Annotated in this window: 28 protein-coding genes, 1 pseudogene and 1 riboswitch; of the genes and pseudogenes, 13 read left to right on the top strand and 16 right to left on the bottom strand. The window is 70.5% G+C overall.

What is annotated here, in order from left to right:
• Positions 1 to 53 precede the first annotated feature (53 nt).
• Positions 54 to 785 (top strand): hypothetical protein, encoded by a 732-nt coding sequence (locus tag VV01_RS21095; RefSeq protein WP_050671618.1) that lies wholly within the window; start codon positions 54 to 56, stop codon positions 783 to 785.
• Here VV01_RS21095 and VV01_RS21090 read toward each other — a convergent pair whose 3' ends face one another.
• The 6 genes from VV01_RS21090 to VV01_RS21065 form a co-directional block, all read right to left on the bottom strand.
• Positions 786 to 1,337 (bottom strand): Uma2 family endonuclease, encoded by a 552-nt coding sequence (locus tag VV01_RS21090; protein ID WP_050671617.1) that lies wholly within the window; start codon positions 1,335 to 1,337, stop codon positions 786 to 788.
• A 157-nt stretch (positions 1,338 to 1,494) separates the two neighbouring features.
• The gene (locus VV01_RS21085) at positions 1,495 to 2,952 is read right to left on the bottom strand and encodes a dihydrolipoamide acetyltransferase family protein (RefSeq protein ID WP_050671616.1); all 1,458 of its coding nucleotides are present in this window, start codon (positions 2,950 to 2,952) and stop codon (positions 1,495 to 1,497) included.
• A gap of 18 nt (positions 2,953 to 2,970) precedes the next feature.
• A complete protein-coding gene (locus VV01_RS21080) occupies positions 2,971 to 3,984 on the bottom strand; it encodes an alpha-ketoacid dehydrogenase subunit beta (protein WP_050671615.1) in 1,014 nt (337 codons plus the stop codon).
• On the bottom strand, positions 3,984 to 5,183 hold the full coding sequence (pdhA, locus tag VV01_RS21075; RefSeq protein WP_157509026.1) for a pyruvate dehydrogenase (acetyl-transferring) E1 component subunit alpha: 1,200 nt from the start codon (positions 5,181 to 5,183) through the stop codon (positions 3,984 to 3,986). The genes VV01_RS21080 and pdhA overlap by 1 nt, the downstream gene beginning before the upstream one ends.
• A 151-nt stretch (positions 5,184 to 5,334) precedes the next feature.
• Positions 5,335 to 6,567 (bottom strand): MFS transporter, encoded by a 1,233-nt coding sequence (locus VV01_RS21070; protein WP_050671614.1) that lies wholly within the window; start codon positions 6,565 to 6,567, stop codon positions 5,335 to 5,337.
• 34 nt (positions 6,568 to 6,601) lie between these two features.
• Positions 6,602 to 7,561, bottom strand: a complete 960-nt coding sequence (locus VV01_RS21065; RefSeq protein ID WP_050671613.1) for an NAD-dependent epimerase/dehydratase family protein — start codon at positions 7,559 to 7,561, stop codon at positions 6,602 to 6,604.
• Positions 7,562 to 7,643: 82 nt separating this feature from the next.
• On the opposite strand from VV01_RS21065, the gene VV01_RS21060 reads away from it, so the two are divergent.
• From VV01_RS21060 to VV01_RS23570, 3 genes are all read left to right on the top strand, one after another.
• Positions 7,644 to 8,549, top strand: coding sequence for an RNA polymerase sigma-70 factor (locus VV01_RS21060; protein ID WP_050671612.1), 906 nt, complete (start codon positions 7,644 to 7,646; stop codon positions 8,547 to 8,549).
• Between the two features lie 72 nt (positions 8,550 to 8,621).
• Positions 8,622 to 9,464, top strand: a complete 843-nt coding sequence (locus VV01_RS21055) for a hypothetical protein (RefSeq protein WP_050671611.1) — start codon at positions 8,622 to 8,624, stop codon at positions 9,462 to 9,464.
• A 6-nt stretch (positions 9,465 to 9,470) separates the two neighbouring features.
• Complete coding sequence (locus tag VV01_RS23570) at positions 9,471 to 10,175, top strand: class F sortase (RefSeq protein ID WP_071606482.1); 705 nt, start codon at positions 9,471 to 9,473, stop codon at positions 10,173 to 10,175.
• Between the two features lie 37 nt (positions 10,176 to 10,212).
• Here VV01_RS23570 and VV01_RS21045 read toward each other — a convergent pair whose 3' ends face one another.
• Together VV01_RS21045 and hisC are read right to left on the bottom strand one after the other, a co-directional pair.
• Positions 10,213 to 10,620, bottom strand: coding sequence for a YoaK family protein (locus tag VV01_RS21045; protein WP_269431141.1), 408 nt, complete (start codon positions 10,618 to 10,620; stop codon positions 10,213 to 10,215).
• Positions 10,621 to 10,857: 237 nt separating this feature from the next.
• Complete coding sequence (gene hisC / locus VV01_RS21040) at positions 10,858 to 11,952, bottom strand: histidinol-phosphate transaminase (protein ID WP_050671609.1); 1,095 nt, start codon at positions 11,950 to 11,952, stop codon at positions 10,858 to 10,860.
• Between the two features lie 60 nt (positions 11,953 to 12,012).
• Between hisC and VV01_RS21035 the strand changes: the two genes are divergently transcribed.
• Entirely contained in the window at positions 12,013 to 12,402 is a 390-nt protein-coding gene (locus VV01_RS21035; protein ID WP_050671608.1) for a phage holin family protein, read from the top strand.
• A gap of 9 nt (positions 12,403 to 12,411) precedes the next feature.
• Here the strand turns inward: VV01_RS21035 and VV01_RS22610 are convergent, their stop codons facing one another.
• From VV01_RS22610 to VV01_RS21010, 5 genes are all read right to left on the bottom strand, one after another.
• On the bottom strand, positions 12,412 to 13,401 hold the full coding sequence (locus tag VV01_RS22610) for an NUDIX hydrolase (protein ID WP_071606481.1): 990 nt from the start codon (positions 13,399 to 13,401) through the stop codon (positions 12,412 to 12,414).
• Positions 13,402 to 13,588: 187 nt separating this feature from the next.
• Entirely contained in the window at positions 13,589 to 14,440 is an 852-nt protein-coding gene (locus VV01_RS21025) for a hypothetical protein (protein ID WP_050671607.1), read from the bottom strand.
• Positions 14,441 to 14,465: 25 nt separating this feature from the next.
• Positions 14,466 to 15,341 (bottom strand): L,D-transpeptidase, encoded by an 876-nt coding sequence (locus VV01_RS21020; RefSeq protein WP_050671606.1) that lies wholly within the window; start codon positions 15,339 to 15,341, stop codon positions 14,466 to 14,468.
• A gap of 26 nt (positions 15,342 to 15,367) precedes the next feature.
• A complete protein-coding gene (locus VV01_RS21015; RefSeq protein ID WP_050671605.1) occupies positions 15,368 to 17,236 on the bottom strand; it encodes a S53 family peptidase in 1,869 nt (622 codons plus the stop codon).
• A gap of 170 nt (positions 17,237 to 17,406) precedes the next feature.
• Complete coding sequence (locus VV01_RS21010; protein WP_050671604.1) at positions 17,407 to 17,883, bottom strand: hypothetical protein; 477 nt, start codon at positions 17,881 to 17,883, stop codon at positions 17,407 to 17,409.
• Between the two features lie 105 nt (positions 17,884 to 17,988).
• On the opposite strand from VV01_RS21010, the gene VV01_RS21005 reads away from it, so the two are divergent.
• Genes VV01_RS21005 through VV01_RS20995 form a run of 3 tightly spaced genes read left to right on the top strand, consistent with a single transcriptional unit; the run spans position 17,989 to position 20,922 of the window.
• Positions 17,989 to 19,209, top strand: a complete 1,221-nt coding sequence (locus VV01_RS21005) for a 3-hydroxyacyl-CoA dehydrogenase NAD-binding domain-containing protein (protein WP_050671603.1) — start codon at positions 17,989 to 17,991, stop codon at positions 19,207 to 19,209.
• A 28-nt stretch (positions 19,210 to 19,237) separates the two neighbouring features.
• A complete protein-coding gene (locus tag VV01_RS21000) occupies positions 19,238 to 19,681 on the top strand; it encodes a hotdog fold thioesterase (RefSeq protein ID WP_050671602.1) in 444 nt (147 codons plus the stop codon).
• Positions 19,678 to 20,922 carry a phenylacetate--CoA ligase family protein gene (locus VV01_RS20995; protein ID WP_157509024.1) on the top strand — a complete coding sequence of 415 codons (1,245 nt, stop codon included), beginning with the start codon at positions 19,678 to 19,680 and terminating at the stop codon, positions 20,920 to 20,922. Before VV01_RS21000 ends, VV01_RS20995 begins: the two co-directional genes overlap by 4 nt.
• 56 nt (positions 20,923 to 20,978) lie before the next feature.
• Here VV01_RS20995 and VV01_RS23000 read toward each other — a convergent pair whose 3' ends face one another.
• Positions 20,979 to 21,548, bottom strand: a complete 570-nt coding sequence (locus VV01_RS23000; RefSeq protein ID WP_197275130.1) for a DivIVA domain-containing protein — start codon at positions 21,546 to 21,548, stop codon at positions 20,979 to 20,981.
• Between the two features lie 112 nt (positions 21,549 to 21,660).
• On the opposite strand from VV01_RS23000, the gene galE reads away from it, so the two are divergent.
• On the top strand, positions 21,661 to 22,683 hold the full coding sequence (galE, locus tag VV01_RS20985; RefSeq protein ID WP_050671600.1) for a UDP-glucose 4-epimerase GalE: 1,023 nt from the start codon (positions 21,661 to 21,663) through the stop codon (positions 22,681 to 22,683).
• A 129-nt stretch (positions 22,684 to 22,812) separates the two neighbouring features.
• On the opposite strand, the gene VV01_RS20980 is transcribed toward galE, so the two are convergent.
• Positions 22,813 to 23,466 carry a mycothiol-dependent nitroreductase Rv2466c family protein gene (locus VV01_RS20980; RefSeq protein ID WP_269431140.1) on the bottom strand — a complete coding sequence of 218 codons (654 nt, stop codon included), beginning with the start codon at positions 23,464 to 23,466 and terminating at the stop codon, positions 22,813 to 22,815.
• Positions 23,467 to 23,605: 139 nt separating this feature from the next.
• Between VV01_RS20980 and VV01_RS20975 the strand changes: the two genes are divergently transcribed.
• Together VV01_RS20975 and VV01_RS20970 are read left to right on the top strand one after the other, a co-directional pair.
• Positions 23,606 to 24,124, top strand: a complete 519-nt coding sequence (locus VV01_RS20975) for a mycothiol transferase (protein ID WP_050672071.1) — start codon at positions 23,606 to 23,608, stop codon at positions 24,122 to 24,124.
• Positions 24,125 to 24,175: 51 nt separating this feature from the next.
• Positions 24,176 to 24,240: riboswitch (guanidine-III (ykkC-III) riboswitch) on the top strand.
• A gap of 14 nt (positions 24,241 to 24,254) precedes the next feature.
• Positions 24,255 to 24,568, top strand: a pseudogene (locus VV01_RS20970) (DMT family transporter).
• Between the two features lie 12 nt (positions 24,569 to 24,580).
• Here VV01_RS20970 and VV01_RS25000 read toward each other — a convergent pair.
• On the bottom strand, positions 24,581 to 24,769 hold the full coding sequence (locus VV01_RS25000) for a DivIVA domain-containing protein (RefSeq protein WP_082221135.1): 189 nt from the start codon (positions 24,767 to 24,769) through the stop codon (positions 24,581 to 24,583).
• On the opposite strand from VV01_RS25000, the gene VV01_RS20965 reads away from it, so the two are divergent.
• Together VV01_RS20965 and VV01_RS20960 are read left to right on the top strand one after the other, a co-directional pair.
• The gene (locus VV01_RS20965; protein WP_197275129.1) at positions 24,747 to 25,256 is read left to right on the top strand and encodes an XRE family transcriptional regulator; all 510 of its coding nucleotides are present in this window, start codon (positions 24,747 to 24,749) and stop codon (positions 25,254 to 25,256) included. The two genes, VV01_RS25000 and VV01_RS20965, sit on opposite strands and share 23 nt — an antisense overlap.
• Positions 25,253 to 25,582: a HepT-like ribonuclease domain-containing protein gene (locus tag VV01_RS20960; protein WP_050671598.1), complete on the top strand. Its 330-nt coding sequence runs from the start codon at positions 25,253 to 25,255 to the stop codon at positions 25,580 to 25,582. Before VV01_RS20965 ends, VV01_RS20960 begins: the two co-directional genes overlap by 4 nt.
• Positions 25,583 to 25,599: the final 17 nt, after the last annotated feature.

Below are 25,599 nucleotides of genomic sequence, written 5' to 3'. Positions count from 1 at the left end.
CTCGTGCCCCGGAAACGGCGCGAGCTCTCAGGTCGGTCGCTTACATTCTGCGCATGAACGACGTCGAGCTCGAGCGCCTCGCGTCGACGCTGTTCGGCCGAGAGCTGTCGCCCGAGCGCATCCGGCCCTGGGCCGAGCAGCTGGTCGCGCCCCACCTGGGTGACCTCCGCGCGGCCGTGCGCGGCTCGATCCCGATGTTCCGCGCCTCGGTGCTCACCAGCCCTGACGGCCAGGCCCGCGCACACCGCATGCCCCGCGACTCCGAGGGGCGACGCGAGCTGCACGGTTTCGACGAGCTGCGCACGATCATGGACGACGTGATCACCCAGGCGTGCGCCGAGCCGTGGGAGCAGACCGGCCGTCCGACGGGTCTCGTCGTCGACAAGACACCCGGCGGGCTGACCGCCTATCTCACGTTCGACAACTTCCTCGACGCCACGGCGATCAGCCCGGACGGCGCTGGCGACGACCAGGCCGCTCCTCTCGCGTGGCGCGAGGCGACAACCCTTGCAGCACAACGCGATCCGCGGTTTCAGCCGTCGTGGCTCGTCGCTGCCGTCGGCCTGCTCAATGACGCGGGCGCCGCGATCACGATCAACGCCCAACCCCTGGTCGACGACGACGTGGTCACGACCGGCGAGCGCGACATCCGCGAGCGCGGCCGCCTGCGCCCGGTGCGTCGTGAGCCCGAGGCGATCCGCCCGCGACGCGCACCGGACCCCTACATCCCGCCGCCGCAGCCAGAGCCACGCCGCGGCCTGCTCGGCCGTCTGTTCGGCCGCTGATCAGTCGTCGACCAGCGCCGACGGGGTGATGCTGACCTCGAACGGCAGTGCCGCGGCGTACGCCTCGTCGCCGCTCACCCGCCCCACCTCGACGTAGGCGTCGTCGCGCAGGTCCCAGGCGACCAGCGACGGCTCGGCCGGGTCGATCACCCAGTACGACGGACAGCCCGCGGCCTCGTAGCGCGCTTTCTTGAGGTTGAGGTCGATCAAGCGCGTGCTCGGCGACAGCACCTCCACGGCCAGGACCGGTGCGGCAGGCAGGACGCGCTCGCCGAGGTCGGCCTTGCGCGCGACGAGGACGTCGGGCTGCAGCACCGTGTCCTCGCCCAGCCGCACGTCGACAGGCGCGGTGAACACCTCCAGCTCGGGCGGGCATCCGGCCGTGAGCGCGATCAGCAGACGGGCGACGCCACGCTGATGGCGCCAGTGCGGTGCCGGCGTCACGACCAGCGCACCGTCGATGAGCTCGTACCGGTGCCCGTCATCAGGCCGGTCCTCGAGGTCGCGCCACGTGAGCGGGCGACTCTGCGGCATTGTCGTCACAGCAGCCATCGTGCCTCCTTCGCATCATGCCGCCAAGGCTTGTACGCCAGACCACTCCACGCGAGCGGTCGCCTGCGACGTGTGGACGGACCACCGGCGCCTGCACGAGATGTGGACGGGGCCCCGGGAGCGAGTGCTCCCGGGGCCCTTCGTCGGCGTACGGGCGTCAGCCCCAGACGAGACCGCGGCTCGGGTCCTCCAGGATCGCGGCGACATCGGCCAGGAAGCGCGAGCCCAGCTCGCCGTCGATCAGGCGGTGGTCGAACGACACCGACAGCTGCGTGACGTGCCGCGGCACGATCGCGTCGTTGCCGTCGGCGTCGGTGACGACCCACGGCTGCTTGCGGATGGTCCCGAAGCACACGATCGCCGACTCACCCGGGTTGATGATCGGGGTGCCGGTGTCGACGCCGAACACGCCGACGTTGGTGATTGTGATGGTGCCGCCCGACATCTCGGCGGGCTGGGTACGACCCTCGCGAGCGGTCGCGGTCAGCTCGCCGATCGCGTCGGCCAGCTGCCGCAGGTCCATCGCGTGGGCTTCCTTGATGTTGGGCACGAGCAGCCCACGCGGTGTCGCGGCGGCAATGCCGAGGTTGACGTAGCTCTTCTGCACGATCTCGTGGGCCTGCTCGTCCCAGGTGGCGTTCATGCCGGGGTTGCGGCGGATCGCGATGCACAGCGCCTTGGCCAGCACGAGCAGCGGCGTGACCTTGACGTCGCGGAACTCGCGGTCGGCCTTGAGCCGGTCGACGAGCTCCATCGTGCGGGTGACGTCGACGGTGATGAACTCGGTGACGTGCGGCGCCGTGAACGCCGACCCGACCATCGCCTGCGCGGTCATCTTGCGCACGCCCTTGACCGGGATGCGCGTCTCACGCTCGACCACTGCGCCGGTCGAGTAGGGCGAGGCGCTAGCCGAGGCCGTATCGAGACCAGCGGCCTCGGGTACGCCACCGGCGATGAACGCCTCGACGTCGGCGCGCGAGATCACACCGTCCTCGCGCGTCGGGATCACCTGGGACAGGTCGATGCCGTGGTCTTTCGCGAACTTGCGGACGGGCGGCTTGGCCAGCACCTTGCCGCCGTGGGTGGTCGAGTACGACCACGCGCCACCACCGCTGGTGGAGCCCGCCACCCCGCTGGTTGAGCCCGCAGCACCGCCGGTCGAGTAGGCCGGAGCGCTAGCGGAGTCCGTGTCGAAACCCGGTGCGGCAGAGGGAGACTCGCCTCCTCGACCAGCGGCGGCGGCCGGCGTACGACGCTTGCGGCGCGTGGTCGTACCGGCGGACGGGCCGTAGCCGACCAGGTTGGCGACCCGCTCGCCCTCGTCCTCCGAGGACTCCGACACCGGCGTCGCAGGAGCCGGATCTCCTTCGGCACCAGCGACATCCACCGACACGATGGGCGCGCCGACGTCGACGGTCGTGCCCTCGGCGACCAGCAGCTCGACGACGGTGCCCTCCCACGGGATGGGCAGCTCGACGAGCGACTTGGCGGTCTCGATCTCGACGACGACGTCGTTGGTCTTGACGGTGTCGCCCGGCTTGACCTTCCAGGTGACGATCTCGGCCTCGACCAGACCCTCGCCGGGGTCAGGGAGGTTGAACTGCTTCACAGCCATGAAAAGCCTTCTCCTGACTCAGAACTCGAGCGAGCGGTCGACGGCGTCGAGGACACGGTCGAGGTTGGGGAGGAACTCCTCCTCGAACCGGCTGGGCGGGTAGGGGATGTTGTATCCGCCGACGCGCAGCACCGGTGCCTCGAGGTGGTAGAAGCACTCCTGCTGGATGAGCGACGCGACCTCAGCGCCCATGCCGAGGAACGTCGACGCCTCGTGGACGACGACGACGCGGCCGGTGCGCTTGGCAGCCTCGGTGATCGCCGGCAGGTCGAGCGGCGAGAGCGAACGCAGGTCGAGGACGTGCAGCGAGATGCCTTCTGCCGCAGCGGCTTCGGCGGCCTGCAGGCAGGTCTTGACCATCGGCCCATAGGTGACGAGCGTGACGTCAGTGCCCTCCCGGCGTACGGCTGCCTGATGCAGACCCAACGGGGCGCCGGCGCGCTCGTCGAGGTCGACCTCGGCCTTCTCGTGGTAGCGGCGCTTGGGCTCGTAGAAGATCACCGGGTCGTCGGACGCGATGGCCTGCTGCATCATCCAGTACGCGTCGCCCGGGTCGGAGCACGTGACGACCCGCAGCCCGGCCGTGTGCGCGAAGTAGGCCTCGTTGGACTCGGAGTGGTGCTCGACCGCGCCGATGCCACCGCCGTACGGGATGCGGATGACCATCGGGATGCGCAGGGCGCCGAGCGAGCGCGCGTGCATCTTGGCGACCTGGCTGATGATCTGATCGAACGCCGGATAGACGAACCCGTCGAACTGGATCTCGACGACCGGGCGGTAGCCGCGCAGGCACAGGCCGACCGCGGTGCCGACGATGCCGGCCTCGGCGAGCGGGGTGTCGATGACGCGGTCCTCACCGAAGTCCTTCTGCAGACCCTCGGTGATGCGGAAGACGCCGCCGAGCTTGCCGACGTCCTCACCCATCAGGACGACCTTAGGGTCGGCCTTCATCGCGGCCCGCAGACCGGAGTTGAGGCCCTTGGCGAGCGTGAGTCGCTGTACGGAGCCTGTCGGAACGTTCTGAGCGGCCATCAGTGAGCCCCCTCACCCTCGAAAGACGAGTGGTAGGAGACGAACTCAGCCCTCTCGGCGGCGACGACAGGGTGCTCGTCGACGTAGATGTCGTCGAACATCGTGGGCAGCTCGGGGTCGGGCATCTCCTGGCAGGCCTTGCGGATGCGGGCGGCCAGCTCGTCGGCCTCGGCGTCGACGGCGTCGAAGAACGCGGCGTCGGCGTAGCCCTTGGTCTCGAGGAACCCGCGCATACGCTTGATCGGGTCCTTCTCACGCCAGATGTCGACCTCGGCGGCGACGCGGTACTTCGTCGGGTCGTCGGAGGTGGTGTGGGCGCCCATGCGATAGGTGAACGCCTCGATCAGCGTCGGGCCCTGACCCGCGCGGGCGGCGTCCATCGCAGCCTTCGCGACGGCGTACGAGGCGAGCACGTCGTTGCCGTCGACGCGGACGCCGGGGAAGCCGAACCCGCGAGCGCGCAGGTAGGGCGGGATGCGGAACTGCTTGTAGTTGGGCTCGGAGATGGCCCACTGGTTGTTCTGGACGAAGAACACGACCGGCGCGTTGGCGACGCCGGCGAAGACGAGCGCCTCGTTGTAGTCGCCCTGGGCGGTGCCGCCGTCGCCGGTGAACGCCATCACGGCCGCGTCGCGCGACTCGTCGCCCGTGCCGACCGCGCCGTCGCGCTGGATGCCCATCGCGTAGCCGGTCGCGTGCAGCATCTGGTTGCCGATGACGATCGTGTAGAGGTGGAAGTTGTTGGCGTTGGAGTCCCAGCCGCCGTTGTTGACGCCGCGGAACATGCCGAGCAGGTTCTCGGGCGGGACGCCCTTGCACCAGGCGACGCCGTGCTCGCGGTAGCCGGGGAAGGCGTAGTCCTGCTCGCGCATCGCCCGACCGGCGCCGACCTGGGCGGCCTCCTGTCCGAGCAGTGACGGCCACAGACCGAGCTCACCCTGACGCTGCAGCGCGTGGCCCTCGGCGTCAACGCGGCGGACGAGCACCAGGTCGCGGTACATCGCGCGACCGTCCTCGGGGGTGAGCGCCTCGACGATCTCGGCGTACGGCGCGTTGGTCTCGTTGGTCTCGAGGCGGTTGCCCTCGGCGTCGAGGAACTGGACCATGTCCGGCCCGCCGTCGGTGATGTCGTGCTCTCCGGGAGGGGTCACCACGGTCTCGTGATGACGCACCACGTCCGTGGGCTCGGCCTGGGTCACTGCGTCTCCTTCTCGTCCGCCACCCGGGTGTGGGTGAGGGGTCGGTGGCCGTGTGTACGCCGGGGTCTCCGGCGTCGTACGGCCCGCGCCACAACGTTGTGGCGCCGCTCACAGTCGTGCTTCTCGCAGGCTACCTGCGGCCCCGTTCGTCTCACCAATCGGGACGGGCGGTACCGGGTACTTCCGAGGTCTCGGGCCGAGTGGTAGCGGCGTGAAGGGTGCGCAGGCCGAGGAATGCGATGACGAGAGCGAGCGCCCCGGCGCCGACGGGGACGAGGTAGCCGTCGTGGGCGTCGTACCGCTCGGCCACCGCGCCGCCGAGCGCCGAGCCCGCGGCGACACCGACGATCAGGCCGGTGATGACGACGCTCATCGCCTCGTTGACCTGGCTCGGCGGCACCAGGCGCTGCGACAGGTTCATGCTCGTGATGAGCGTCGGCGCGGTGGCCATCCCGGCGATGAGCATGACGACCGCGAGCGAGCCGATGCCGTGCGCGAGCAGCACCGGCGTCTCGAGCAGGAACATCCCCGCTGCACCGACCACGAGCGCCCGGTGCAGCGGCAGCCGGACGACGCGGGTGCCGTAGACCAGACCGGCCGCCGCCGAGCCCAGCGCGAACATCGCGAGCACCGGGCCCGACCACGCCTTCTGCCCGAGGTCCTCGGCCACCGCGATGGTGACGACCTCGTTGGACCCGAAGATCGCACCGGTCATGAACATCACGAGCGCAAGGAGGACGACGCCCGGTCGCCGCAGCGCGAGGGTCGCGCCGTCGTGGGCGTCACGGTCGACCGGCGGCTCGGTGGCGCGCGCACTGAGGAAGAGCAGGTTGCCGCCGATGAAGCACAGCCCGGCGACGACGAAGCCCGCCTCGGGGTAGACCTGCGTCGACAGCAGCACCGCGAGCACCGGCCCGGCCACGAACGACAGCTCGTCGACGACCTGCTCGAACGACATCGCCGTGTGCAGCTCGTCGGGCCGGTCGGCGAGCAGGTGCGACCAGCGCGCTCGCGACATGGTGCCGATGTTGGGGACGACCGACGCGCACACGTACGCCGCGAACAGGGTCCACGACGGGCCGTCCGCGATCGACAGCACGACGAGCAGGACGCCCCAGCTGATCGTCCACAGCGTGAGGGGCAGTGCGATGCGGCGTTGCCCGTGACGGTCGATGAGCCGGCCGACGACCGCGGCGGTCACGGCGAGCACGATCAGGCCCGCTGCCGACACCGCACCGGCCAGCCCGTAGGAGTCGCGTCGCGTCGAGATCATCGCGACGACCGCGACCGCGAACATCGCGCTGCCGAGCCGGGCGATCGCCGCGCCGACGACGAACCGGCGCGCGCCCGGCGTACGGAGCAGAGGCAGGTACGCGGCGAGCACCGCCCCATCCAACCAGGCCCAGCGAAGGTGAGCCTTACCCGGCCCCGGGCCCCGCCGGCGCGAGCTCGGCGAACCCCTCGCGCCAGGTCGGGTGCGTCGGCGTCCAGCCCAGCTCACGCCTGGCCTTCGCGTTGGACGACCCGCGCCCCTGCGTCATCATCCGTACGACGAACCCTCCCGCCAGCGGTCGCGCCAGCCAGGCAGGCACGCGCATCGGCGGCTTGGCCCCGATGATCCGGGCAAGCTCGGGCAGCCACACGCTGACCGCGGCCGGCTCGTCGTCGACGATGTTGTAGACGCCCGCGTCGCCGCGCTCGATCGCCGCGAGCACGGCACCGGCGGCGTCCTCGGTGTGGACGAACGAGAAGACGCCGCCCGCGTCGCCGATCAGCGGGATCTTGTGCGCCTTGACCTGCTCCCACATCTCGCCGCCGGGCGCGAGCGCGTTGCCCGGCCCGTAGAACCCGCCGTACCGCAGCACGATGCCGACCATCCCCTCCGCCGCCGGGACGACGCGCTCGACGTACTGGATCGCCGCGAGCCCCTTGCGGCTGGACGCGATCGGACTCGGGTCGAGCGGGTCGGTCTCGGTCTTCACCGGGCCGCCCGTACGAGCGTTGGGCCAGCCCGTGTACGACTGCGCGATAAACCGCCGCACACCCGCCTCTCGGGCCGCCGCGAGCAGATGGTCCGTGCCTTCGGTGCGCAACCGGTTCGTGGTGTGGAAGACCTTGTCGAAGTTGCGCATGCCTGACATCGACGACAGCGCAGTCATCTGGTGTACGACGACGTCCGGTTGTGCGGAAAGTACTGCGGTTCGTACGGATTCGGCGTTCAGCCCGTCCATGACGACCGGCTCTGCACCCAGGGCGGCGACGCGCTGAGCGCTGCTCCCGGAGGTCGCGCTACCGACCACGGTGTGGCCGGCGGCGAGCAGCTGCGGGACCAGGTAGCGGCCGACGGCTCCGCCGGCCCCGGCGATGAAGATCTTCATGGTGTGCGCCTCTCTCGAGTGGTGATCTGCCCCTCCGACGAACGAGGCCCCGCACCTGTGACATCGGCGGCAAGATGGGTGCATGACCGACCTCGCGGTGCAGCACGACGCGCTCCGGCCACTGATGTTCTCGATCGCCTACCGGATGCTCGGCAGCGTCGCGGAGGCCGAGGACGTCGTGCAGGACGCGTTCCTACGGCTGCACCAGAGCACGCCGGCCGACGTCCGCTCGCTCGAGGCGTACGCCAGCACCGTCACCACTCGCATCGCCGTCGACGTCCTGCGCTCAGCCCGCCACCAACGCGAGACCTACGTCGGGTCGTGGCTGCCCGAGCCGTTGCTCGCCGACGACCCCGACCCTGCGCACCGCATCGAGATGGACGAGACCGTCTCGGTCGCGTTCCTCATGGTGCTGGAGCGGCTCTCGCCGTTGGAGCGGGCGGTGTTCGTGCTGCGTGAGGCGTTCGACCACCCCTACCCCCGCATCGCCGAGATCCTCCAGCGCAGCGAGGCGAGCTGCCGCCAGCTGCTCGCCCGTGCCCGCCAGCACATCCAGGCCGCACAACCTCGCTTCGAGCCAGATCCGTTGCAGCGCAAGCAGATTGCAGCAGCGTTCATCTCAGCGGTGCAGGACGGTCAGCTCGGAGACCTCGAACGCCTCCTCGCCGACGACGTGACGTTCCACGGCGACGGCGGTGGCAAGGCGCCGGCGATCACATCACCCCGGGTCGGGCGTACGACCGTGGCCCGGTTCATCGCCGGCCTGCTGCGCCAGGGCGCACGGCTCGGTGTCGCCGCCGCCGTGGTCGACGCCAACGGTCAGCCGGCACTGCGCATCAACGGCCCCGACGGAGCCGTGCTCTCCGTGCTGTCGGTCGAGGTCGCCGACGGGCGCGTGATCGGCGTACACAACCAGCTCAACCCCGACAAGCTGCACCACCTGGGCCACGTCGGCGACATGTACGCCCTCCTGCGCAACGCCGACTGATCCGCACCCATCCGCTCTGCTGAGGGCGCCGAACTCCTGCACGTCAGCACCTCGACGCAAAGGAGCTCAACGATGCGCACCACCACGCTTGCCCTCGCAGCACCGGCCGCCTGCGCACTCGCCCTCATGGGTGCCAGCGGGGCCGTCGCCGACGGGCACCACCACGGCGGCTCGGGTGCCTCAGGCAGCCACGCGAGCAGCGGCCACGCGACGTACACGATGCATCTCAAGGACACGATGGGCAACAACAGCGGCTCGTCGTCGACCGCGACCATCAAGGTCAAGGGCGACCAGCTGTGGGTGCACATCACCGGCACCGGGTTCACCCCGAACTCGCCCCACGCACAGCACTTCCACGGATCGTTCGACGGCTCCAAGAACTTCACCTGCCCGACCTCGTCCGCCGACAAGGACGGTGACGGACAGGTCAACGTCGAGGAGGGTCTGCCGATGTACGGCGACATCGTCCTCTCCCTGACCACCAAGGGCGACACGAGCCCTGACAGCGGCCTCGCGGTCGACCGCATGCCGACGGCCGACGCCGACGGCAACCTCGACTACACCCGCACGATCGACCTGCCCAAGGGGTCGGGCGACAAGCTGAAGAACCTGCACATCGTCCAGCACGGCCTCGACGCCAACGGCAACGACAAGTACGACCTCGACGCACTCGGTGAGTCGACGTTCGCGAAGTCGTTGGGAGTCAACGGAATTCCGGAGGAGGCCACCAACCCGGCGACCTGCGGCACCGTCAGCGGCGCCTCGGTCGGTTCGGCTCCGACGGGTGGTGTCGACACCGGTGACGGCACAACGTCCGGCATCGAGAACGCCGGCCTCCTGGGCCTCGGCGCAACGCTGCTGATCGGCGGCGGCGGCGCATGGGCGTACCAGCGTCGTCTCGACCGTCAGAGCTGACGTCAGGTGTCTCGCAAGCCCGGTCGCGGTCGGCTCCGTACGGGGTCGGCCGCGGCCGCCGTCATCGCGCTGAGCGGGGCCGGGCTCGTGGCGTACGCAGGGACACAGCAGGACACTGCGACGCCGCCGTCCCCCGGCCGCTCAGCCGTGGCGAGCCAATCCCCTTCGGCAGCAACGCAATCGGCGCGCCCGAGTGCGTCGTCCGCGCGGTCCGGGGCGGCGTACTCCCGTCCTGTCGGCACGGTCCTGGCCGCCTCACGCCCCACGCGTGTCCGCATCCCGTCGTTGAAGGTCTCGACGCCGATGATCGACCTCGGGCTGCAGCCCAACGGCCGCATGGAGGTGCCGCAGAACGGGCGCGACGCGGGCTGGTTCACCGACAGCCCGACGCCCGGCGAGCTCGGACCGTCGATCGTCGCGGCCCACGTGACGTGGCAGAACCGGCGCGGCGTGTTCTTCGAGCTGGGCGCGATGAAGCCCGGTCAGCGCGTCGTCGTCGACCGCGCCGACGGGTCGGCCGCGACGTTCCAGGTGGACCAGGTCGGTCAGTACCCGAAGGCGGCGTTCCCGACCGACAAGGTCTACGGCACCGTCGACCGGGCCGAGCTGCGGCTGATCACGTGCGGCGGGGTGTACGACGGCGACGCGGGCCACCACCTCGACAACGTCGTGGTCTTCGCGCACCTCGTCTCGGCGTCGTCCCCGCGTTAGCCCGCCGACACCGCGACGCCGCCGCTGGACGTCGGGGTCAGCGGGCGGCGCGGTGGGCGCGCAGGTCGGCGAGCAGCGGCGGCGTGCTCACCACCAGCAGGACGACGGCGCCCGGCACGAGCGTCGCGAACCCGATCTCGAGGTAGCCGACCGCACCCACCACGCCTCCCAGGAAGAACAGGCCCACCGTCGTCAGGTGCATCCGCAGGCGAGCCACGTCGGCACGGACCGGCTCGGGGTCGCCCGCGCGGCGCGGATAGGCGAGCTTGCCGAGCTCGATGCCGATGTCGGTGACCATGCCGGTGACGTGCGTCGTACGGATCTGCGCGCCGGACAGCTTCGTGATGATCGCGTTCTGCAGGCCCATCGTGAAGCACAGCACCCCGATGAACAGCGTCGCCCGGTGCTGCCACGAAACCCCTTGTGCGAGAAGGGCGAACGTCAACGGCGTACCGGGCAACGAGGTGGCGGCGGCTACCGATCGTCCGCAGACCGTGGAGGGCGACGTTGTCGGCCATCGTCGCGACCACGCCCGTCATGTGCGAGGTGTAGACCGAGACGGCCACGAAGCCCACGGAGTTGAGCACTCCGGCGATGAGTGCCAGGCAGTACGCGAGGTGCCGGTTGGCGGTCGGCGTACGCTCACTCGACGCGACGTCGAACCACAGCCCGGCCACGGGCGTCAGCGGTTGCGGAAGGCGGCCGCGACCTCGATCAGGCGGTCGTTGGCCTCGGTCTCGGCGATGGTGCAGCGGCAGCCCTCGCCCGCGAACGGACGCACCACGAGCCCTGCTGCATCAGCGGCCTCAGCGAACGCGACGGTGTCGTCACCCAGCGGCAGCCACACGAAGTTGGCCTCGCTGTCGGGCACGGGCCAGCCCTGCTCGCGCAGCGCTGCGAGCACCCGAACGCGCTCGGCCACCAGGGCATCGACGCGCTCGGCGAGCTCGTCGTAGGCGTCGAGGCTCGCGATCGCGGCCTCCTGGGCGAGCGCGTTGACACCGAACGGCACGGCGGCCTTGCGCAACGCCTCAGCGACCGGGGCCTGCGCGACGCAGTAGCCGACGCGCAGGCCGGCGAGGCCGTAAGCCTTCGAGAACGTCCGCAGCACAGCGACATTGGCGTGCGCGCGATAGAGGTCGAGCGCGACGGGCGCGGCGTCGTCGCGGCCGAACTCGAGGTAGGCCTCGTCGATGACGACCAGCACGTCGGACGGCACCTTGGCCAGGAACGCATCGAGCTCGTCGGCGTGCACGGCCGGACCCGTCGGGTTGTTGGGCGTGCAGACGATCACGAGCCGCGTCTTGTCGGTGATCGCGTCAGCCATCGCGTCGAGGTCGTGCCGAGCGTCGGCCGTGAGCGGCACCTGCACCGAGGTGGCGCCGGCAAGCGCGACGACGATCGGGTATGCCTCGAACGACCGCCACGCGTAGACGACCTCGTCACCGGGCTCGCAGGTGATCTGCAGCAGCTGACCGAGGACGCCGACCGAGCCGGTGCCGGTGGCGAGGTGCTCGACCGGCACGTCGAGGGTCTCGGCGAGCCTGTGGGTCAGACCCGAGACGGCCATGTCGGGGTAGCGGTTGATCGAGGTCGCGGCGTCCTGGACGACCTTGAGCACCGACGGCAGCGGCGGGTAGGGGTTCTCGTTGGACGAGATCTTGTACGTGGTCACGTCGGTGCGCGGTGCCGCGGGCTTGCCTGCCTTGTAGGCGGGGACGCCGGCGAGCGTCGTACGCAGCCGGACGTCGTTGGTCGGCGAGGTCTGGTCGGTCATGCGCACCACTGTAGAAGTGGTGCGTGCGTCGGCGTCGCCGGTGCTGCGAGGATGGGGCGCATGGTCAACTTCGCGATCAAGACGGGCATCAACGCCGTGGCCCTGTGGGTGGCCGCCGCGGTCATCGGCGGCATCACCCTCGCCCAGGACGGCACCGACACCGGGTCCAAGATCTTGACGATCGTCCTGGTGGCGCTGATCTTCGGTCTCATCAACGCGGTGGTGAAGCCCATCGCGACCATCCTGTCGTTGCCCGCGCTGATCATCACGCTCGGGCTGTTCACGCTCGTCATCAACGCGGCGATGCTGCAGCTGCTGTCGTGGATCTCGGGCAAGGTCGACCTGTCGTTCCACGTCGACAACTTCTTCTGGGACGCCATCGCGGGCGCGCTGATCATCACGCTCATCAGCTGGGTGCTCAACATCCTGCTCGACCGCGACAACGACTGACGAGCGCGGTCAGGCCCAGTCGGGATCGGCGCCGTCCTCGAGGTACGCCGTGCCGCCGCCGTCGGCCAGCTGCTGCACCGTCCGCTCGATCAGCCGGGCGGTGTAGTCGGCGGTCCGCGCCTTGACGGTCACGTCGTCGGCCCAGTGCACGGCGCGAATCTCTCTTGTTTCCAGGACCGCTCGCGCGATGTCGGCCTCGGCGACCTCGACGTCGAACAGGAACAGCGTCGCGTCGTCCCAGCCTCGCCACGGCGGCAACCAGCTGACCGCAGCGAGCGCACGGATGCGCGCGTCGACGCTCAGCTCTTCACGGATCTCGCGGACGACCGCGTGCGCCGGTGATTCACCCGGGTCGACGACGCCACCGGGCAGGTCCCAGAACTTCTTGTAGACCAGCTCGCACAGCAGCACCTCACCGTGCTCGTTGCGGATGAGCGCCTGCGCGATCGCCCGCTTGGTCGGCAGCCCGGCGTTGAGCGTGGCGATGAACCCCTCACGGGTGAACGGGTCGGCGTCGCCGTGCACCCGGGCGAGCAGCACCGCGGACGTACGCCGGCCGTCCTCGCCGGCGTACCCGCGCACGACACCTTCCTTGCGCAGGCCGGCGCGTGCGGCGATGCGGATGCCGCGGCCGTCGTCGGTGTCGACGTGGGTCTCGACCCGACGCAGCCCGAGCTCGTCGTACGCCCACGCGATGAGCAGGCGCAGCCCGTGGCTCGCGAGGTCGGGGTTGAGGGTCGGCGCGACCGACCAGGTGAGGTGGGCTGTGCGGTCGCGACCGGTCACCTGCCCGAGCGAGACCGTGCCGCCGGGCGCTCCGTCGACCTCGACCACGAGGAGCACGGACGGCTCACCGTCGGCGTAGGCCTGCTCCCACTCCTGGGCCTCCTCGGCCGGTACGCCGGTGGCCTCGGCGTCGGCGGGCGTCCACGGCCGCAGGGCCACGGGCGCCTCGACGAGCGTCGGCAGCGGGCGCGCGGGCTCGGTCGACGAGGTCATGCTCCGACCCTATGCGTCGTACGCCGCCGCCGCGCCCCCGCCCGAGCACCCTCTCCCCAGGCGAAAGGTGACTTCACGAGTGCGCACAGCAGCACTTGAAGTCACATTTCGCCTGGTGGAGTGGGCAGTACGACGGCGCCCCCGCCACGTCGGACGTGGCGGGGGCGCGGTCATGCAGCAGCGCGGGTCAGCCGGTGACGGGCAGACCGGTGGTCGACGGTGTCGGCGTCGGCGGCTCGGTCGGCTCCCCGGTGGGCGGAGTCGAGGTCGGCGTACCGCCCGTCGGGCTCTGCGTCGGGGTTCCGGGCGGCGACGTGGGAGGCACGGTGGGCGTACCCGTGGGCGACTCGGTCGGCGTCCCCGTCGAGGTGCCGGTCGGCGACTCGGTCGGCGTACCGGTCGGGGACTCGGTCGGCGTACCGGTCGACGTGCCCGTCGGGGACTCGGTCGGCGTGCCCGTCGGGGACTCGGTCGGCGTCCCGGTCGTGGAGGTCGGGGTGGGCGTGCTGTCGTCGGCGCACGAGGCGTAGCCGAGCTTGATGTACGTGCCCTCGCCGATCGCGTCGGACAGGTCGATGTAGGCGCCGACCTTGCCGTCAGCCCCGCCGCGCCCGAAGGTCACGGTGCCCTGGGCGTTGTCGTTGCCGGTGAACTGGGCGAGCGACACCGTCTGACCGGCGGACTTCACGCCGGGCGCGCCGCCACCCGTGACCGACACGGAGTAGGTACCGGCGTCACAGGTGACCGTCACGCCGATGCCGCTCACGTCGAGCGCCGGAATGGCGAAGGCGGTGACCTTCGCCTGAGCCTGGGTGCCGCTGCCGCTCGCGGTCGCGCGCGCGGTGAAGAACCCGTCGGCGTCGCCGACCGAGCCCTCGGCGTACGACGGGTGCACGTCGGTGATGGTCTCCCAGGCGACGCCACCGCCCTCGGCGGCCTTCGGCGCTGCGACGCCGCCGGCGCTGGTGACCACCAGGCCGATGGCACCGGCGATCCCGGCTGCGCACGACGCCCGGAACAGCGCGGTGTTGCGCTTCATAACTCGTCCTCCCTCAAGGAACTGGTCAAGCGGTGATGGATACGGGCGTGCCCGCCGGCAGCGTGCCGAAGGTGTGGAGCGCCGCGTCCGGGACTCGCACACAGCCGTGCGAGACCTTGCCGGTGCGGCCGGCCACGGTCGGCCAGCCGTGCACGGCAACGGTCCCGGGGCCGCCGCCGTAGCTGTCGAGGGTGCCGGAGTGGGCACCCAGTGCGTAGATCACGGGCGAGAAGTCCTGCGCCGGGTCGACGAACCCGGACAGCAGGAAGGTCTCGCCCTGCGGGGTGGGTGTGGCGTCCCGGCCGCGACCGACCGGCCAGGTGCCGACCGTGCGGGCGCCCTGGGTGATCGTCATCGACCCCTTCGACAGGTCGATGCGGACGGCCCAGGCAGTGGTCGCGGTGCGCTGCCCGGTGTCGGCGATCCACGCGGTCGCGCCGTTGGGCTTGGCCGGCAGACGCACACGCAACCAGTTGGCACGGTGCTCGAGCACCGGCAACCACGTCGGGTTGCCGAGCTGAGACGCGGGTACGACGGTCACGGGCTTCGCGCCCGGCTCGGCGAACCCGGTGGTCGCCGACGCCAGGTTGACGACCACGCCGTGGCTGCGACCGTGCAGGTCGACCGGGGCGCCCGGCACCGAGCCCTCGGTCGTCGACCGAGGCAGTCGCGCGAGCTCGGCCGGCGGCACGGCCGGCACCGGGATCGTCGACGCGGACGCCGCCCTGCTCGCCCTCGACGAGGTCGAGGTGTGCGGTGCGGCGTGGCCCGAGCCGCCTGAGTCACCGAGCGCCGTGACGGCGACGACGACCACCAGCGCGACGAGCGTGAACCCGGCGACGACACCGATGAGTGTCGTCGCCAGGCGCGAGCGCCCGGACGGCTCGGGCTGAGATGCCATGTGTCCCTAGCGGATTCGCCGACCGGTCACTGACCGAGCGCGGAAAGGAAGGCTGCGCCGGCCGGCGTACCGACACCCGTGACGTTGTCCCAGCCGGCAGCGGAGACGAGGTTCTCGGGCTTGGCGTCGATGCCGATCAGGTTGAACTTGCGGCCCGTGCCGGGCAGGTAGACGCCGGCCTTGGAGGGCGCGTTGACGTCGGTGAGGGCGCTCGTGCCGCGCAGCTTGTAGATCCACGGCGTGGCGAGCCCGATCTTGCGGCCGGTCTGCGCCTTGGACAGGCCGACCAGCGCGGCCGTCACCGGCGAGCTGAGGCTGGTGCCGCCGAACGAGCCGTAACCGACCTGGCCGTTCTCGGTGTAGCGCACCTTGAACCCGGTCGCCGGGTCTCCGAGCGCCGACACGTCGGGCAGCATCCGCTTGGTCGTCGAGCCCGTGACGACACCCTTCTGCCAGGTCGGCTGGGCGTACGCCGAGCTCGTGCCGCCGCCCGCACCGCTGATGCCCTGCAGCAGGGTCACGTCGGTGATGCCGACGGTGGAGGCGAGGTTGGGCTGGTTGAAGAAGCGGCTCTCCCAGCCGGCGACGACAGGCTTGGCACCCGTGGAGGTCATACCGACCGACGTGCCACCGACCGCCGTGACGTTGGGGCTGGACGCCGGGTGGCCCACACCGGTGAGGCCGCCGTTGCGGCTGGAGTTGTTGCCCCAGTCGCCGGTCGAGGCGAACACGCTGATGCCGGTGAGCGCAGCCTGCTGGAACGGGCGGTTCCAGGCGGTCTTGTCGGCGTCGGTCATGCCGCGGTCGGTCGTCGAGCCGAACGACATCGAGATGGTGGAGACCTTGTGCTCGCTCACCATCCGACCGAGCATCGCGGTCAGCGCGTCGTCGTAGCAGCTCGCGGCGCCGTAGTAGTGGATCGCAGCGCTCGGCGCGACGGCGTGGCTGGATTGCACGTCGAGCGCGTGCTCGCCCTTGACGCCCTCGGGGTCGCAGTCGGGCATGTTGGCGTCCGGCTTGGCGATCGTCGAGGTGTAGCTCGTCAGCTCGGGGTAGCCGGCGGCCTTCATGTAGTCGTTGGTGATCGTCTTCATCTGGGTGTCGCCGCCCCACAGCAGGATGCCCAGCGAGGGCGCCTTGGACGCGGCGCCGGTCGCGCCGTACATCTTGGCGAGGTCCTTGGGCTGGTAGCCGCAGATGAGGTTGGACTCCTGCGCCCACTTCTTGGCGGTGGGCTTCAGGGCGTCGCCCCAGTAGGGCGCACACGCGTCGGAGCCGGCCGCCGCGGTCGCAGCGTTGCTGAACGCCCCCGGCGAGGGGACGTTGCGCGGCGCGAACGACGAGCGGTTGGTCTGCACCCGGTGCAGCGTATTGAGGCCGGAGATGCCGGTGAGACCCAGGAAGTCGGGCACCGTGGGGTCGGTGTCGACGGCCAGACCCTGGACGCCGCCGAGGGTCGCGAGACGCATCCGGACCCCGAACGCGGAGTTGATGCCACGGACCGGCGCGCTGACCGAGACGGTGCCGCTGTCGCGGTTGGCGCGGGTGACCTTCAGGCCCTTGTCGCGCGCCCACGCGCTGACCTTGTCGACCTGCGCCTGCGACGGTGCGAACTTCTTGCGGTACTCGGCCGGGCTCATGGTCACGCCCTGAGCGATGAGGCGCTGTGCCTCGTCCTGGTTGCGCAGCGGCAGCTGCAGCGTGGCCTGGACCGTGCGGGTCGCGGGCGCCGCACCGTTGAGCTGGACATCGTCGTCAGCGCCCAGGTTGAGAGAGGTGCCCGAGTTGTTGAGGGTGACCGTGCGGTCGTCGTGGCCGGCGGCGAACGCCGTCGAGGGCACCAGCACCAGGCTGGACACCGCGGCGGTGGCCACGGCGAGGTTGCGACGCTTCATTCTGCTTCCGCTCCTAGCGAGTGTGCGGCGGGTGTACGAGCGGGCCGACGCCTCCGCCGAGCGGTGCTGCGCCTCCCGAGACGGGCGCGCTGGACGCACGCCCCGCCTTTCTTAGCAACATCCGGCCACCACGGGCACGGACATGACAGATCGTGACACGGACCCCGGCGTCATGCGGTGTTGCGGAGCACCTCGATCCGAGACGTCACGAGCACGTCGGCGTCGCAGGTGCTGCGGGCGCCGGGCGCGGGTCGGCCGGTCACGCGGACGCGGGTCTGCGTCACCGGCGCCGCCGGCTGCGGGTCGTCGAGCGAGGTCTGCATGCCACGTCCGCCCTTCGCGCGGGTGCGGACGTCGGGCGTGACGGCAGGTCCGGTGAGGGCGTACGCCGTGCCGTCGTCGGCGCGGAACAGCACGCAGGTGCGCCCCGGGAAGCCGATGACGCCCTCCACCACGACCTGCTCCGCGCTCGTGGGGCCCTCGCTCGACGGCCCTGCGCTCGACGGGGCGGGCGTCGACGTCGACGACGCGGCCGGGGTCGAGGACGCGGCGGTCGGCGTACCCGTCGCGCCTCCGTCGTCGGAGCACCCGCTCAGCACCACGGAGCAGGTGAGAGCAGCGGTGGCGGCCAGGATCGTCGTACGCATCGGTCTCCTCGTGGGTCGGTCGCCGGATGGACGCCCGAGCGGTCGACCAGGTTGGCACGGTCGGCCGCCGGGCAGCGGGGTCGACGCTGCTGCGATCATGACGGCATGGTCCTCAACGGCGACGACCCCACCCGCTCTGCTGCCCCTCTGCAGTCCGCCCCTGTGGCGGTCGTCGGTGCGGGCGCGATGGGTTCGGGCATCGCGCAGGTCGCGGCTCAGGCCGGGCACGACGTCCTCCTCGTCGACGCCGTCGCCGGCGCTGCGGCCCGCGCCCAGGAGCGACTGCGTACGACGCTCGACCGGCTCGCCGCCAAGGGCAAGATCTCCGAGGCCGACGCCGCAGCGGCCGGATCCCGCATCCACGTCACCGACTCCGTGAGCGGGCTGCCGCCGGTCGGGCTGGTCATCGAGGCGGCCGTCGAGGACCTCGCGGTCAAGCAGGACCTGTTCCGACAGCTCGAGCAGCGGGTCCCCGACGCCGTGCTCGCCACCAACACCTCCAGCCTCGACACCACCGCGATCGCGTCGGCGCTGCAGCGGCCAGAGCGACTCATCGGCCTGCACTTCTTCAACCCGCCGCCGCTGATGCGACTCGTCGAGGTCATCCACGGCCCGCACAACGCGACCGACGCAGGGCGCGAGATCCTCGACACCGCAAGCGAACTCGTACGCCATTGGGGCAAGACGCCCGTGCGCTGCACATCGACGCCCGGCTTCATCGTCAACCGGGTGGCGCGGCCGTTCTACGGCGAGGCGCAGCGCATGGTCGGCGCCGGCGAGATCGACCCGGCCACGCTCGACCTGGCTCTGCGCAACGTCGGGTTCCGGATGGGCCCGATGGAGCTCACCGACCTGATCGGCCAGGACGTCAACCTCGCGGTCGGCACCTCGGTGTGGGAGCAGACCGACCGCGACCCGCGCTACGAACCCACCCAGTACCAGCGCGACCTCGTCGCCGCGGGCCGCCTCGGTCGCAAGACGGGCGCGGGCGTCTTCGAGTACGACGACCAGGGAGTTGCCCAGAACGTCCACCCCGACGCCGGGCTCGCGGCTACGCTTTCGGCGGCCAACTCCCCTACGGCCAGCAACCCCGTCGTGCGCACCCTCGCCATGCTCGTCAACGAGGCCGTCGACCTGGTCGCCCGGGGTGAGGCCACTGCCGACGACGTCGACACGGCCATGCGTCTCGGCACGAACTACCCCAAGGGACCGTTCGAGTGGGCTCGTGAGATCGGGCGCGAGACGGTCGCCGAGCAGCTCGCCGAGCTCGATCGCGCCTACCCCGGTGGTCGGTACCGCCCGAGTCCGGCACTGCTGCAGCCCTAAGGATCGCCGACCGCAGGAGGAGCGCGCCATGAGCACGGATTCGGACCTCGACCTGAGTCATGTGCGCTCGATGTGGGCTGCCGACCACGCCTCGACCCTCCTCGGCATCGAGCTGATCGACGTGGGTGTCGACGACGGGCTGGGCTTCGCCACTACGCGGATGGAGGTCAAGCACAGCATGGTCAACGGCCTCGACATCCAGCACGGCGGCTACATCTTCACCCTCGCCGACTCCACGTTCGCGTTGGCGTGCAACGCATCCGGGCGGTTCACGGTGGCCGCGGGTGCCGACATCCTCTACGTCACGTCCGGCTATCTCGGTGACGTTCTCGTCGCCGAGGCCCGCGAGCGCGCGACGTACGGCCGCAGCGGCATCACCGACGTGACGGTGACCCGTGAGGCCGACGGCGCCCTGGTCGCCGAGTTCCGTGGCCAGTCGCGGTCGCTGGCGCACCAGAAGGGCGAGTCGTGACGTCGCTGCCGACGATCAGCGACGGCACCTCCCTGCTCGACGAGAGCGAGCGCTGGTCGGTCGACGAGCTGCGGGCACGCCAGCTCGAACGGCTCCGCGAGACGCTGCACCGCGTGTACGACCACGTCCCCCACTACCGAGACGCCTTCGACGCCAAGGGTTTTCACCCCGATGACCTGCGCGGCCTCGACGACCTCGCCCGGGCTCCGCTGACCGCCAAGGCCGATCTGCGCGACAACTACCCGTTCGGCCTGTTCGCTGTGCCGCGCAAGGACGTCGTACGCGTGCACGCGTCCAGCGGCACCACCGGCAAGCCCACGGTCGTCGGCTACACGCGTGACGACATCGCGACCTGGGCGTCGCTGGTGGCGCGTTCGCTGCGGGCCGCCGGCGTACGACCCGGTGACGTCGTGCACGTGTCCTACGGCTACGGGTTGTTCACCGGCGGGCTCGGGGCGCACTACGGCGCCGAGGCGCTGGGCTGCACGGTCGTGCCCATGTCGGGCGGTCAGACCGAGAAGCAGGTGCAGCTGATCCATGACTTCGGCGCCCGCGCGATCATGGTGACGCCCTCGTACTTCCTGTCCGTCCTCGACGAGATGGAGCGTCAGGGGCTCGACCCGGCCGCATCGCCGTTGGAGATCGGGGTGTTCGGCGCCGAGCCGTGGACCCCTGCGATGCGCTCCGAGATCGAGCAGCGCGCCGCGATGCACGCGGTCGACATCTACGGCCTGTCCGAGGTCATGGGCCCGGGCGTCGCGCAGGAGTGTGTTGAGACCAAGGACGGTCTGCACCTGTGGGAGGACCACTTCTACCCCGAGGTCATCGACCCGTTCACCGAGCAGCCCGTGGCCGAGGGCGAGGTCGGTGAGCTGGTCATCACCTCGCTCACCAAGCAGGCGGTGCCGGTCATCCGCTACCGCACCCGCGACCTCACCCGCCTGCTGCCGGGCACCGCACGGCCCTCGATGCGGCGCATCGAGAAGATCACCGGTCGCTCCGACGACCTGATGATCGTGCGCGGCGTCAACGTCTTCCCGACCCAGATCGAGGAGATCGTGCTGGAGCTGCCCGGACTCACACCGTTCTTCCAGTGCGTGCTCACCCGGCCCGACCGGCTCGACGAGCTGACCGTGCGGGTCGAGGCCGAGCCGACGGTCAAGCCGAGCCTGGCTCAGCAGATCCTGCAGGAGCTGCTGCAGATGCTGGTCGACGCCACGCGTCCGCCGTCGTCGCGCTGATCGACTGCGATACGACGATCGGGCCCGGTGCACCACGCACCGGGCCCGATCGGCGTTCAGACCGCGTCGGGACGCGTGGCCCCCGGGCTGGCCTGCTCGAGCTGGTCGAGGAACACGTCGACCGCCTCGGCGTCGTACCCCGCCCGAAAGCGGGTGGACCGGTTGAACCGCGCGGACTGCACGTCGGGCAGCTGCTGGCCGTGGCCCATCGCGACGAGCACCTCGTCGAGGAAGTCGTCGACGTCGCCCTCGAGATAGCCGGTACGCCCGCCCTTGGCCCGCGGAAACGCCGCGTCACGGACCCAGTCCTGCTGCGCCTGCGTCCACGTCAGCCGACCGTCGCCGTCATCGGCCGTCGGCTCAGGTGCCGGCTCCTCGCCGGTGTAGTCGTCACGCCACTCGCGGAGCACGAACAGCAGCGCGTCGACGCGTTGCTGGTCGTAGCCCGGGCGGAACGGGCTCGTCGGGAAGACGAGCCGCGTCGGGTCGGGGATCTGCTGACCGGCCTTCATACAGGCCAGGACATGGTCGAGGTAGGTGTCGACGTCGAGCACGTGATAACCGCCGCGCCGCTCAGCGAACTGAGCGCCCTCCACGCGGGCGATGTGCTCCTGGGTCCATTGCACGAGGACAGGATGACATCTGCCTCTCGCGTACGCCGACCGCACCCGCCGCATCTGGTACAAGCCGTCCCTCCGGGGCGGGTGCGGCCGGCGTACCTCACCTAGGGTGGTCGCCATGCGCGTCCTCGTCTCCGGCGGTGCCGGCTACATCGGCTCCCACACGGTCCTGTCACTCCTCGACGCCGGGCACGACGTGCTCGTCGTCGACGACTTCGCCAACAGCAAGCCCACGGTGATCCCGCGGCTGGAGTCGCTGTCCGGCAAGCACGTGCCGCTGCACTCCTTCGACCTCACCGACGTCGACAAGACCGAGCACCTGTTCGCGCACGAGCACATCGACGCGGTCATCCACTTCGCCGGCTTCAAGGCGGTCGGCGAGAGCGTCGGCAAGCCGCTCGACTACTACGCCAACAACCTCGGCTCGACGTTCTCGCTGGTGCGGGCGATGGCCGCGCACGACGTGAAGCGCCTGGTCTTCTCCTCCTCGGCGACGGTGTACGGCGACAGCGCGCCCGTGCCGTATCACGAGGACTACCAGCCGCTCGCGTCATCCAGCCCGTACGGCTGGACCAAGGTCATGCAGGAGCGGGTGCTCACCGACGTCGCCGCCGCGACCGAGGGCATGAAGGTCGCGCTGCTGCGCTACTTCAACCCCGTCGGCGCGCACACCTCCGGTGAGATCGGCGAGGACCCGCAGGGCATCCCCAACAACCTGATGCCGTTCATCTCCCAGGTCGCGGTCGGCCGGCGCGACAAGCTGTCGATCTTCGGGGACGACTACCCCACCAAGGACGGCACCTGCGAGCGCGACTACATCCACGTGCTCGACCTCGCCGAGGGGCACGTGGCTGCGGTCGAGCACCTCGCGACGATGAGCGAGCCGGTGCGTGCCTTCAACCTCGGCACCGGTCAGGGCACGTCGGTGCTCGAGATGCTCCACGCGTTCGAGAAGGCCGTCGGCCACGAGCTGCCGCACGAGATCGTCGGGCGCCGCGCAGGCGACCTGCCGGCGTACTGGGCCGACTCGACACGCGCCGATAACGAGCTGGGCTGGAAGGCCACCCGCACGGTCGAGGACATGTGCGCCGACACCTGGCGCTGGCAGTCGCAGAACCCGCAGGGCTTCCCCGGCGCCTGAGGCGCCCGACTCAGCGCCGCTCAGACGACGCTCAAAGACGCAGACGACGCGGACATGTCCGCGTCGTCTGCGTCTTTCGGCGTCGTGCGCTCAGGTCACGGTCGATGCAGTGTCGGAATGCGTGGTGGCTCAGTCGAACTCGGGGTCCTCGGTGCGAGTGCGCTTGAGCTCGAAGAAGTGCGGGTACGACGACAGCGCGACCGCACCGTCCCAGACACGTCCCGCGTCCTCACCGCGCGGGATGCGCGACAGGACCGGCCCGAAGAACGCCACGCCGTTGACGTGGATGGTCGGCGTGCCCACGTCGTCGCCGACGGCGTCCATGCCCTCGTGGTGGCTCTTGCGCAGGGCCTCGTCGAAGTCGGTCGAGTCGGCCGCCTGGGCGAGCTCGGCGGGCAGCCCGACCTCCTCCAGCGACTCCTGGATGATCTGGGTGAGAGCCGCGACGCGGTCGTCCCAGTCGTAGTCGGCCTTGCGGTTGTGGATGCGGGTGCCCATGGCCGTGTAGAGCGGCAGCAGCACCTCGTCGCCGTGCTTCTCCTGGGCGGCGATCGCCACCCGGACCGGGCCCCAGCCCTTGTCGAGCATGTCGCGGTAGCCCTCGGGCAGGTCGCGGCCCTCGTTGAGGACGCTGAGGCTCATGACGTGGAAGCTCGCCTCGATGTCGCGAACCTTCTCGACCTCGAGGATCCAGCGCGAGGTGATCCAGCACCACGGGCACAGCGGGTCGAACCAGAAGTCTGCGCGGTCCTTGCCGCCGGTCTGCTGCACTGCTTCAGTCACCGTTGCTCCTTGATCACACGGATGAGTCGTCCGTGTGCGGCAACCGCGCGAGACGCCGATTCCTTCCCGGCGAACTGGACTGCGCTCACCGTCGATTCCGGCCGTGCGCGCAGCGGCCCGCCGGAGGATGCTGCGCACCATGCCGTGGACCGCGCCCGAGGTCGCCGACCCGCCCACACCGCGCAACGCCGATGAGCGGGCCACGCTGGAGGCCTGGCTCGACAAGCAGCGCGCCACCCTGCTGCGCAAGTGCACCGGCCTCGACGCCGACCAGCTCGCCCGCCAGGCCGCGCCACCGTCCGACCTGTCGCTGCTCGGCCTGCTCGGTCACGCGACCGAGGTCGAGCGCACGTGGTTCAGGATCCTGCTGCTGGGCGAGGCCGTCGGCCCGCCGTTCGACGTCGACACGACCACACCGCGCTGGTACGCCTCGGTCGCGTCACGTTCGGCGCGCGAGCTGTACGACGGGCTGGTCGCCGAGCAGGACGCGTGCCGAACGGCGGTCGCGCACCTGCCGCTCGACGCGACGTTCGACGGGCCGACCACCGGCCCCAACTCGCTGCGCTGGATCTTCGTGCAGGTGATCCAGGAGTACGCCCGCCACAACGGGCACGCCGACCTGCTGCGGCAGGCGATCGACGGCGCCGTCGGCGAGTGACCGTCGTACGACGACCGACTTGCCCGGCGTACTCGGGCGTGCGACCTTGGGATCAGGCGCGGCGATCGCGCCACCGGACGAGGGAGCAGTACCCGGCCAGCGACAAGACTGCCAACGGGAGTGTCTTGTCATGTCGTGGATCGTGCTCGTCGTCTCCGGAGTCTCGAGGCCGTCTGGGCCACCGCGCTGAGCCGCACCGAAGGATTCACCCGCCTGTGGCCGAGCGTGCTGTTCGCCGTCTCACTCACCCTGAGCATGGGCGGCCTCGCCTACGCGTTGCGTGAGATCCCGGTCGGCACCGGGTACGCCGTGTGGGTCGGCATCGGGGCCGCGCTCACGGTGGCGTACGGCATGGCGACCGGCGCCGAGCCGACCTCACCGCTGAAGATCGTGCTGCTGCTCGGCCTGGTCGGCTGCGTGATCGGCCTCAAGCTCACCCACTGACGCGACGACCGCTCAGCCTTCGGGCACCATCCGACGCAGCTCGTCCAGGAAGTCGTCGACCTGGGCCGGGTCGTACCCACTGCGCCCGAAGCCCCTTGGCGTGCTGAAGGTTCTGGTGCATACCCGCACCGAAATATCGCGTATTGTCACTATTGACGATACGCTATATCGTGGCGTCGTGCCCACGTCTTCCGCCAGCATCCTGCGTGACGCTCGTCGTCGCGCAGGACTCACACAGGGCGTCCTCGCCCAACGAGCCGGAGTGACACAGAGCGTGGTCAGTGCATACGAGTCAGGACGGCGCGAGCCGTCGCTGCCCATGCTCCGAAAGCTCGTCGCCGCAACAGGATTCGCGCTCACGGTCCGCCTGGACGCTCACCCGACCAGCGCCCTGGAGGGCCGGCTCGGTCAGCGGCTTCGGGCGCACCGAGCCGAGATCCGCGAGGTCGCCGCTGCGTACGGCCTGACCGACCTGCGCGTGTTCGGCAGCGTCGCGCGCGGCGAGGAGGGCCCCGCCAGCGACATCGATCTGATCGCTCACACGCCCGCTGGACTCGGTGTCATCGGCCTCGCCAGAGCGCAGTCCGACCTGCAGCGCATTCTCGATGTCGACGTCGATCTGGTGCCCGACACCTCACTGAAGCCCGCTTTGCGCGACATCGTCGACCGAGAGGCAGTCCCCCTGTGACCCGCGACGAGTCGCTCCGGCTGCTCGACATCATCAGCGCCATCGCGGCGATTCGGTCGCACGTCGAGCGGGGCGACCTCGACGACGACCTGGTGTTCGGCGCGATCTGCATGCGGCTCGTCCAGATCGGTGAGGCCGTCAAGGACTTACCCGCCTCCCTCCGCGACGGCGAGCCAGACATGCCCTGGTCGACGATCGCCGGTCTGCGAGACCGCCTCGCCCACCGCTCCTTCGACACCTCGCGAGAGATCATTGCTGCGACCGTCGGCTCCGACCTCGACGAGCTCGAGGCCGCGGTACGGCGGATGCTCAAGCGTGTGCCGTAGCCCAGGACTCGACTCGT

The sequence above is a fragment of the Luteipulveratus halotolerans genome (assembly GCF_001247745.1).
Lineage (GTDB): Bacteria > Actinomycetota > Actinomycetes > Actinomycetales > Dermatophilaceae > Luteipulveratus > Luteipulveratus halotolerans.
Note: the sequence above shows the minus strand (reverse complement) of the source record. Positions and strands in the feature narration are given on the sequence as shown.

What these genes read in the sequence shown, in the direction of transcription:
- VV01_RS21095 (WP_050671618.1), top strand. Translation starts at nt 54, where the DNA reads ATGAACGACGTCGAGCTCGAGCGCCTCGCGTCGACGCTGTTCGGCCGA.
- VV01_RS21090 (WP_050671617.1), bottom strand. Translation starts at nt 1,337, where the DNA reads ATGGCTGCTGTGACGACAATGCCGCAGAGTCGCCCGCTCACGTGGCGC.
- VV01_RS21085 (WP_050671616.1), bottom strand. Translation starts at nt 2,952, where the DNA reads ATGGCTGTGAAGCAGTTCAACCTCCCTGACCCCGGCGAGGGTCTGGTC.
- VV01_RS21080 (WP_050671615.1), bottom strand. Translation starts at nt 3,984, where the DNA reads ATGGCCGCTCAGAACGTTCCGACAGGCTCCGTACAGCGACTCACGCTC.
- VV01_RS21065 (WP_050671613.1), bottom strand. Translation starts at nt 7,561, where the DNA reads ATGAAGATCTTCATCGCCGGGGCCGGCGGAGCCGTCGGCCGCTACCTG.
- VV01_RS21060 (WP_050671612.1), top strand. Translation starts at nt 7,644, where the DNA reads ATGACCGACCTCGCGGTGCAGCACGACGCGCTCCGGCCACTGATGTTC.
- VV01_RS21055 (WP_050671611.1), top strand. Translation starts at nt 8,622, where the DNA reads ATGCGCACCACCACGCTTGCCCTCGCAGCACCGGCCGCCTGCGCACTC.
- hisC (WP_050671609.1), bottom strand. Translation starts at nt 11,952, where the DNA reads ATGACCGACCAGACCTCGCCGACCAACGACGTCCGGCTGCGTACGACG.
- VV01_RS21035 (WP_050671608.1), top strand. Translation starts at nt 12,013, where the DNA reads ATGGTCAACTTCGCGATCAAGACGGGCATCAACGCCGTGGCCCTGTGG.
- VV01_RS22610 (WP_071606481.1), bottom strand. Translation starts at nt 13,401, where the DNA reads ATGACCTCGTCGACCGAGCCCGCGCGCCCGCTGCCGACGCTCGTCGAG.
- VV01_RS21025 (WP_050671607.1), bottom strand. Translation starts at nt 14,440, where the DNA reads ATGAAGCGCAACACCGCGCTGTTCCGGGCGTCGTGCGCAGCCGGGATC.
- VV01_RS21020 (WP_050671606.1), bottom strand. Translation starts at nt 15,341, where the DNA reads ATGGCATCTCAGCCCGAGCCGTCCGGGCGCTCGCGCCTGGCGACGACA.
- VV01_RS21015 (WP_050671605.1), bottom strand. Translation starts at nt 17,236, where the DNA reads ATGAAGCGTCGCAACCTCGCCGTGGCCACCGCCGCGGTGTCCAGCCTG.
- VV01_RS21010 (WP_050671604.1), bottom strand. Translation starts at nt 17,883, where the DNA reads ATGCGTACGACGATCCTGGCCGCCACCGCTGCTCTCACCTGCTCCGTG.
- VV01_RS21005 (WP_050671603.1), top strand. Translation starts at nt 17,989, where the DNA reads ATGGTCCTCAACGGCGACGACCCCACCCGCTCTGCTGCCCCTCTGCAG.
- VV01_RS21000 (WP_050671602.1), top strand. Translation starts at nt 19,238, where the DNA reads ATGAGCACGGATTCGGACCTCGACCTGAGTCATGTGCGCTCGATGTGG.
- galE (WP_050671600.1), top strand. Translation starts at nt 21,661, where the DNA reads ATGCGCGTCCTCGTCTCCGGCGGTGCCGGCTACATCGGCTCCCACACG.
- VV01_RS20975 (WP_050672071.1), top strand. Translation starts at nt 23,606, where the DNA reads ATGCCGTGGACCGCGCCCGAGGTCGCCGACCCGCCCACACCGCGCAAC.
- VV01_RS25000 (WP_082221135.1), bottom strand. Translation starts at nt 24,769, where the DNA reads ATGCTGGCGGAAGACGTGGGCACGACGCCACGATATAGCGTATCGTCA.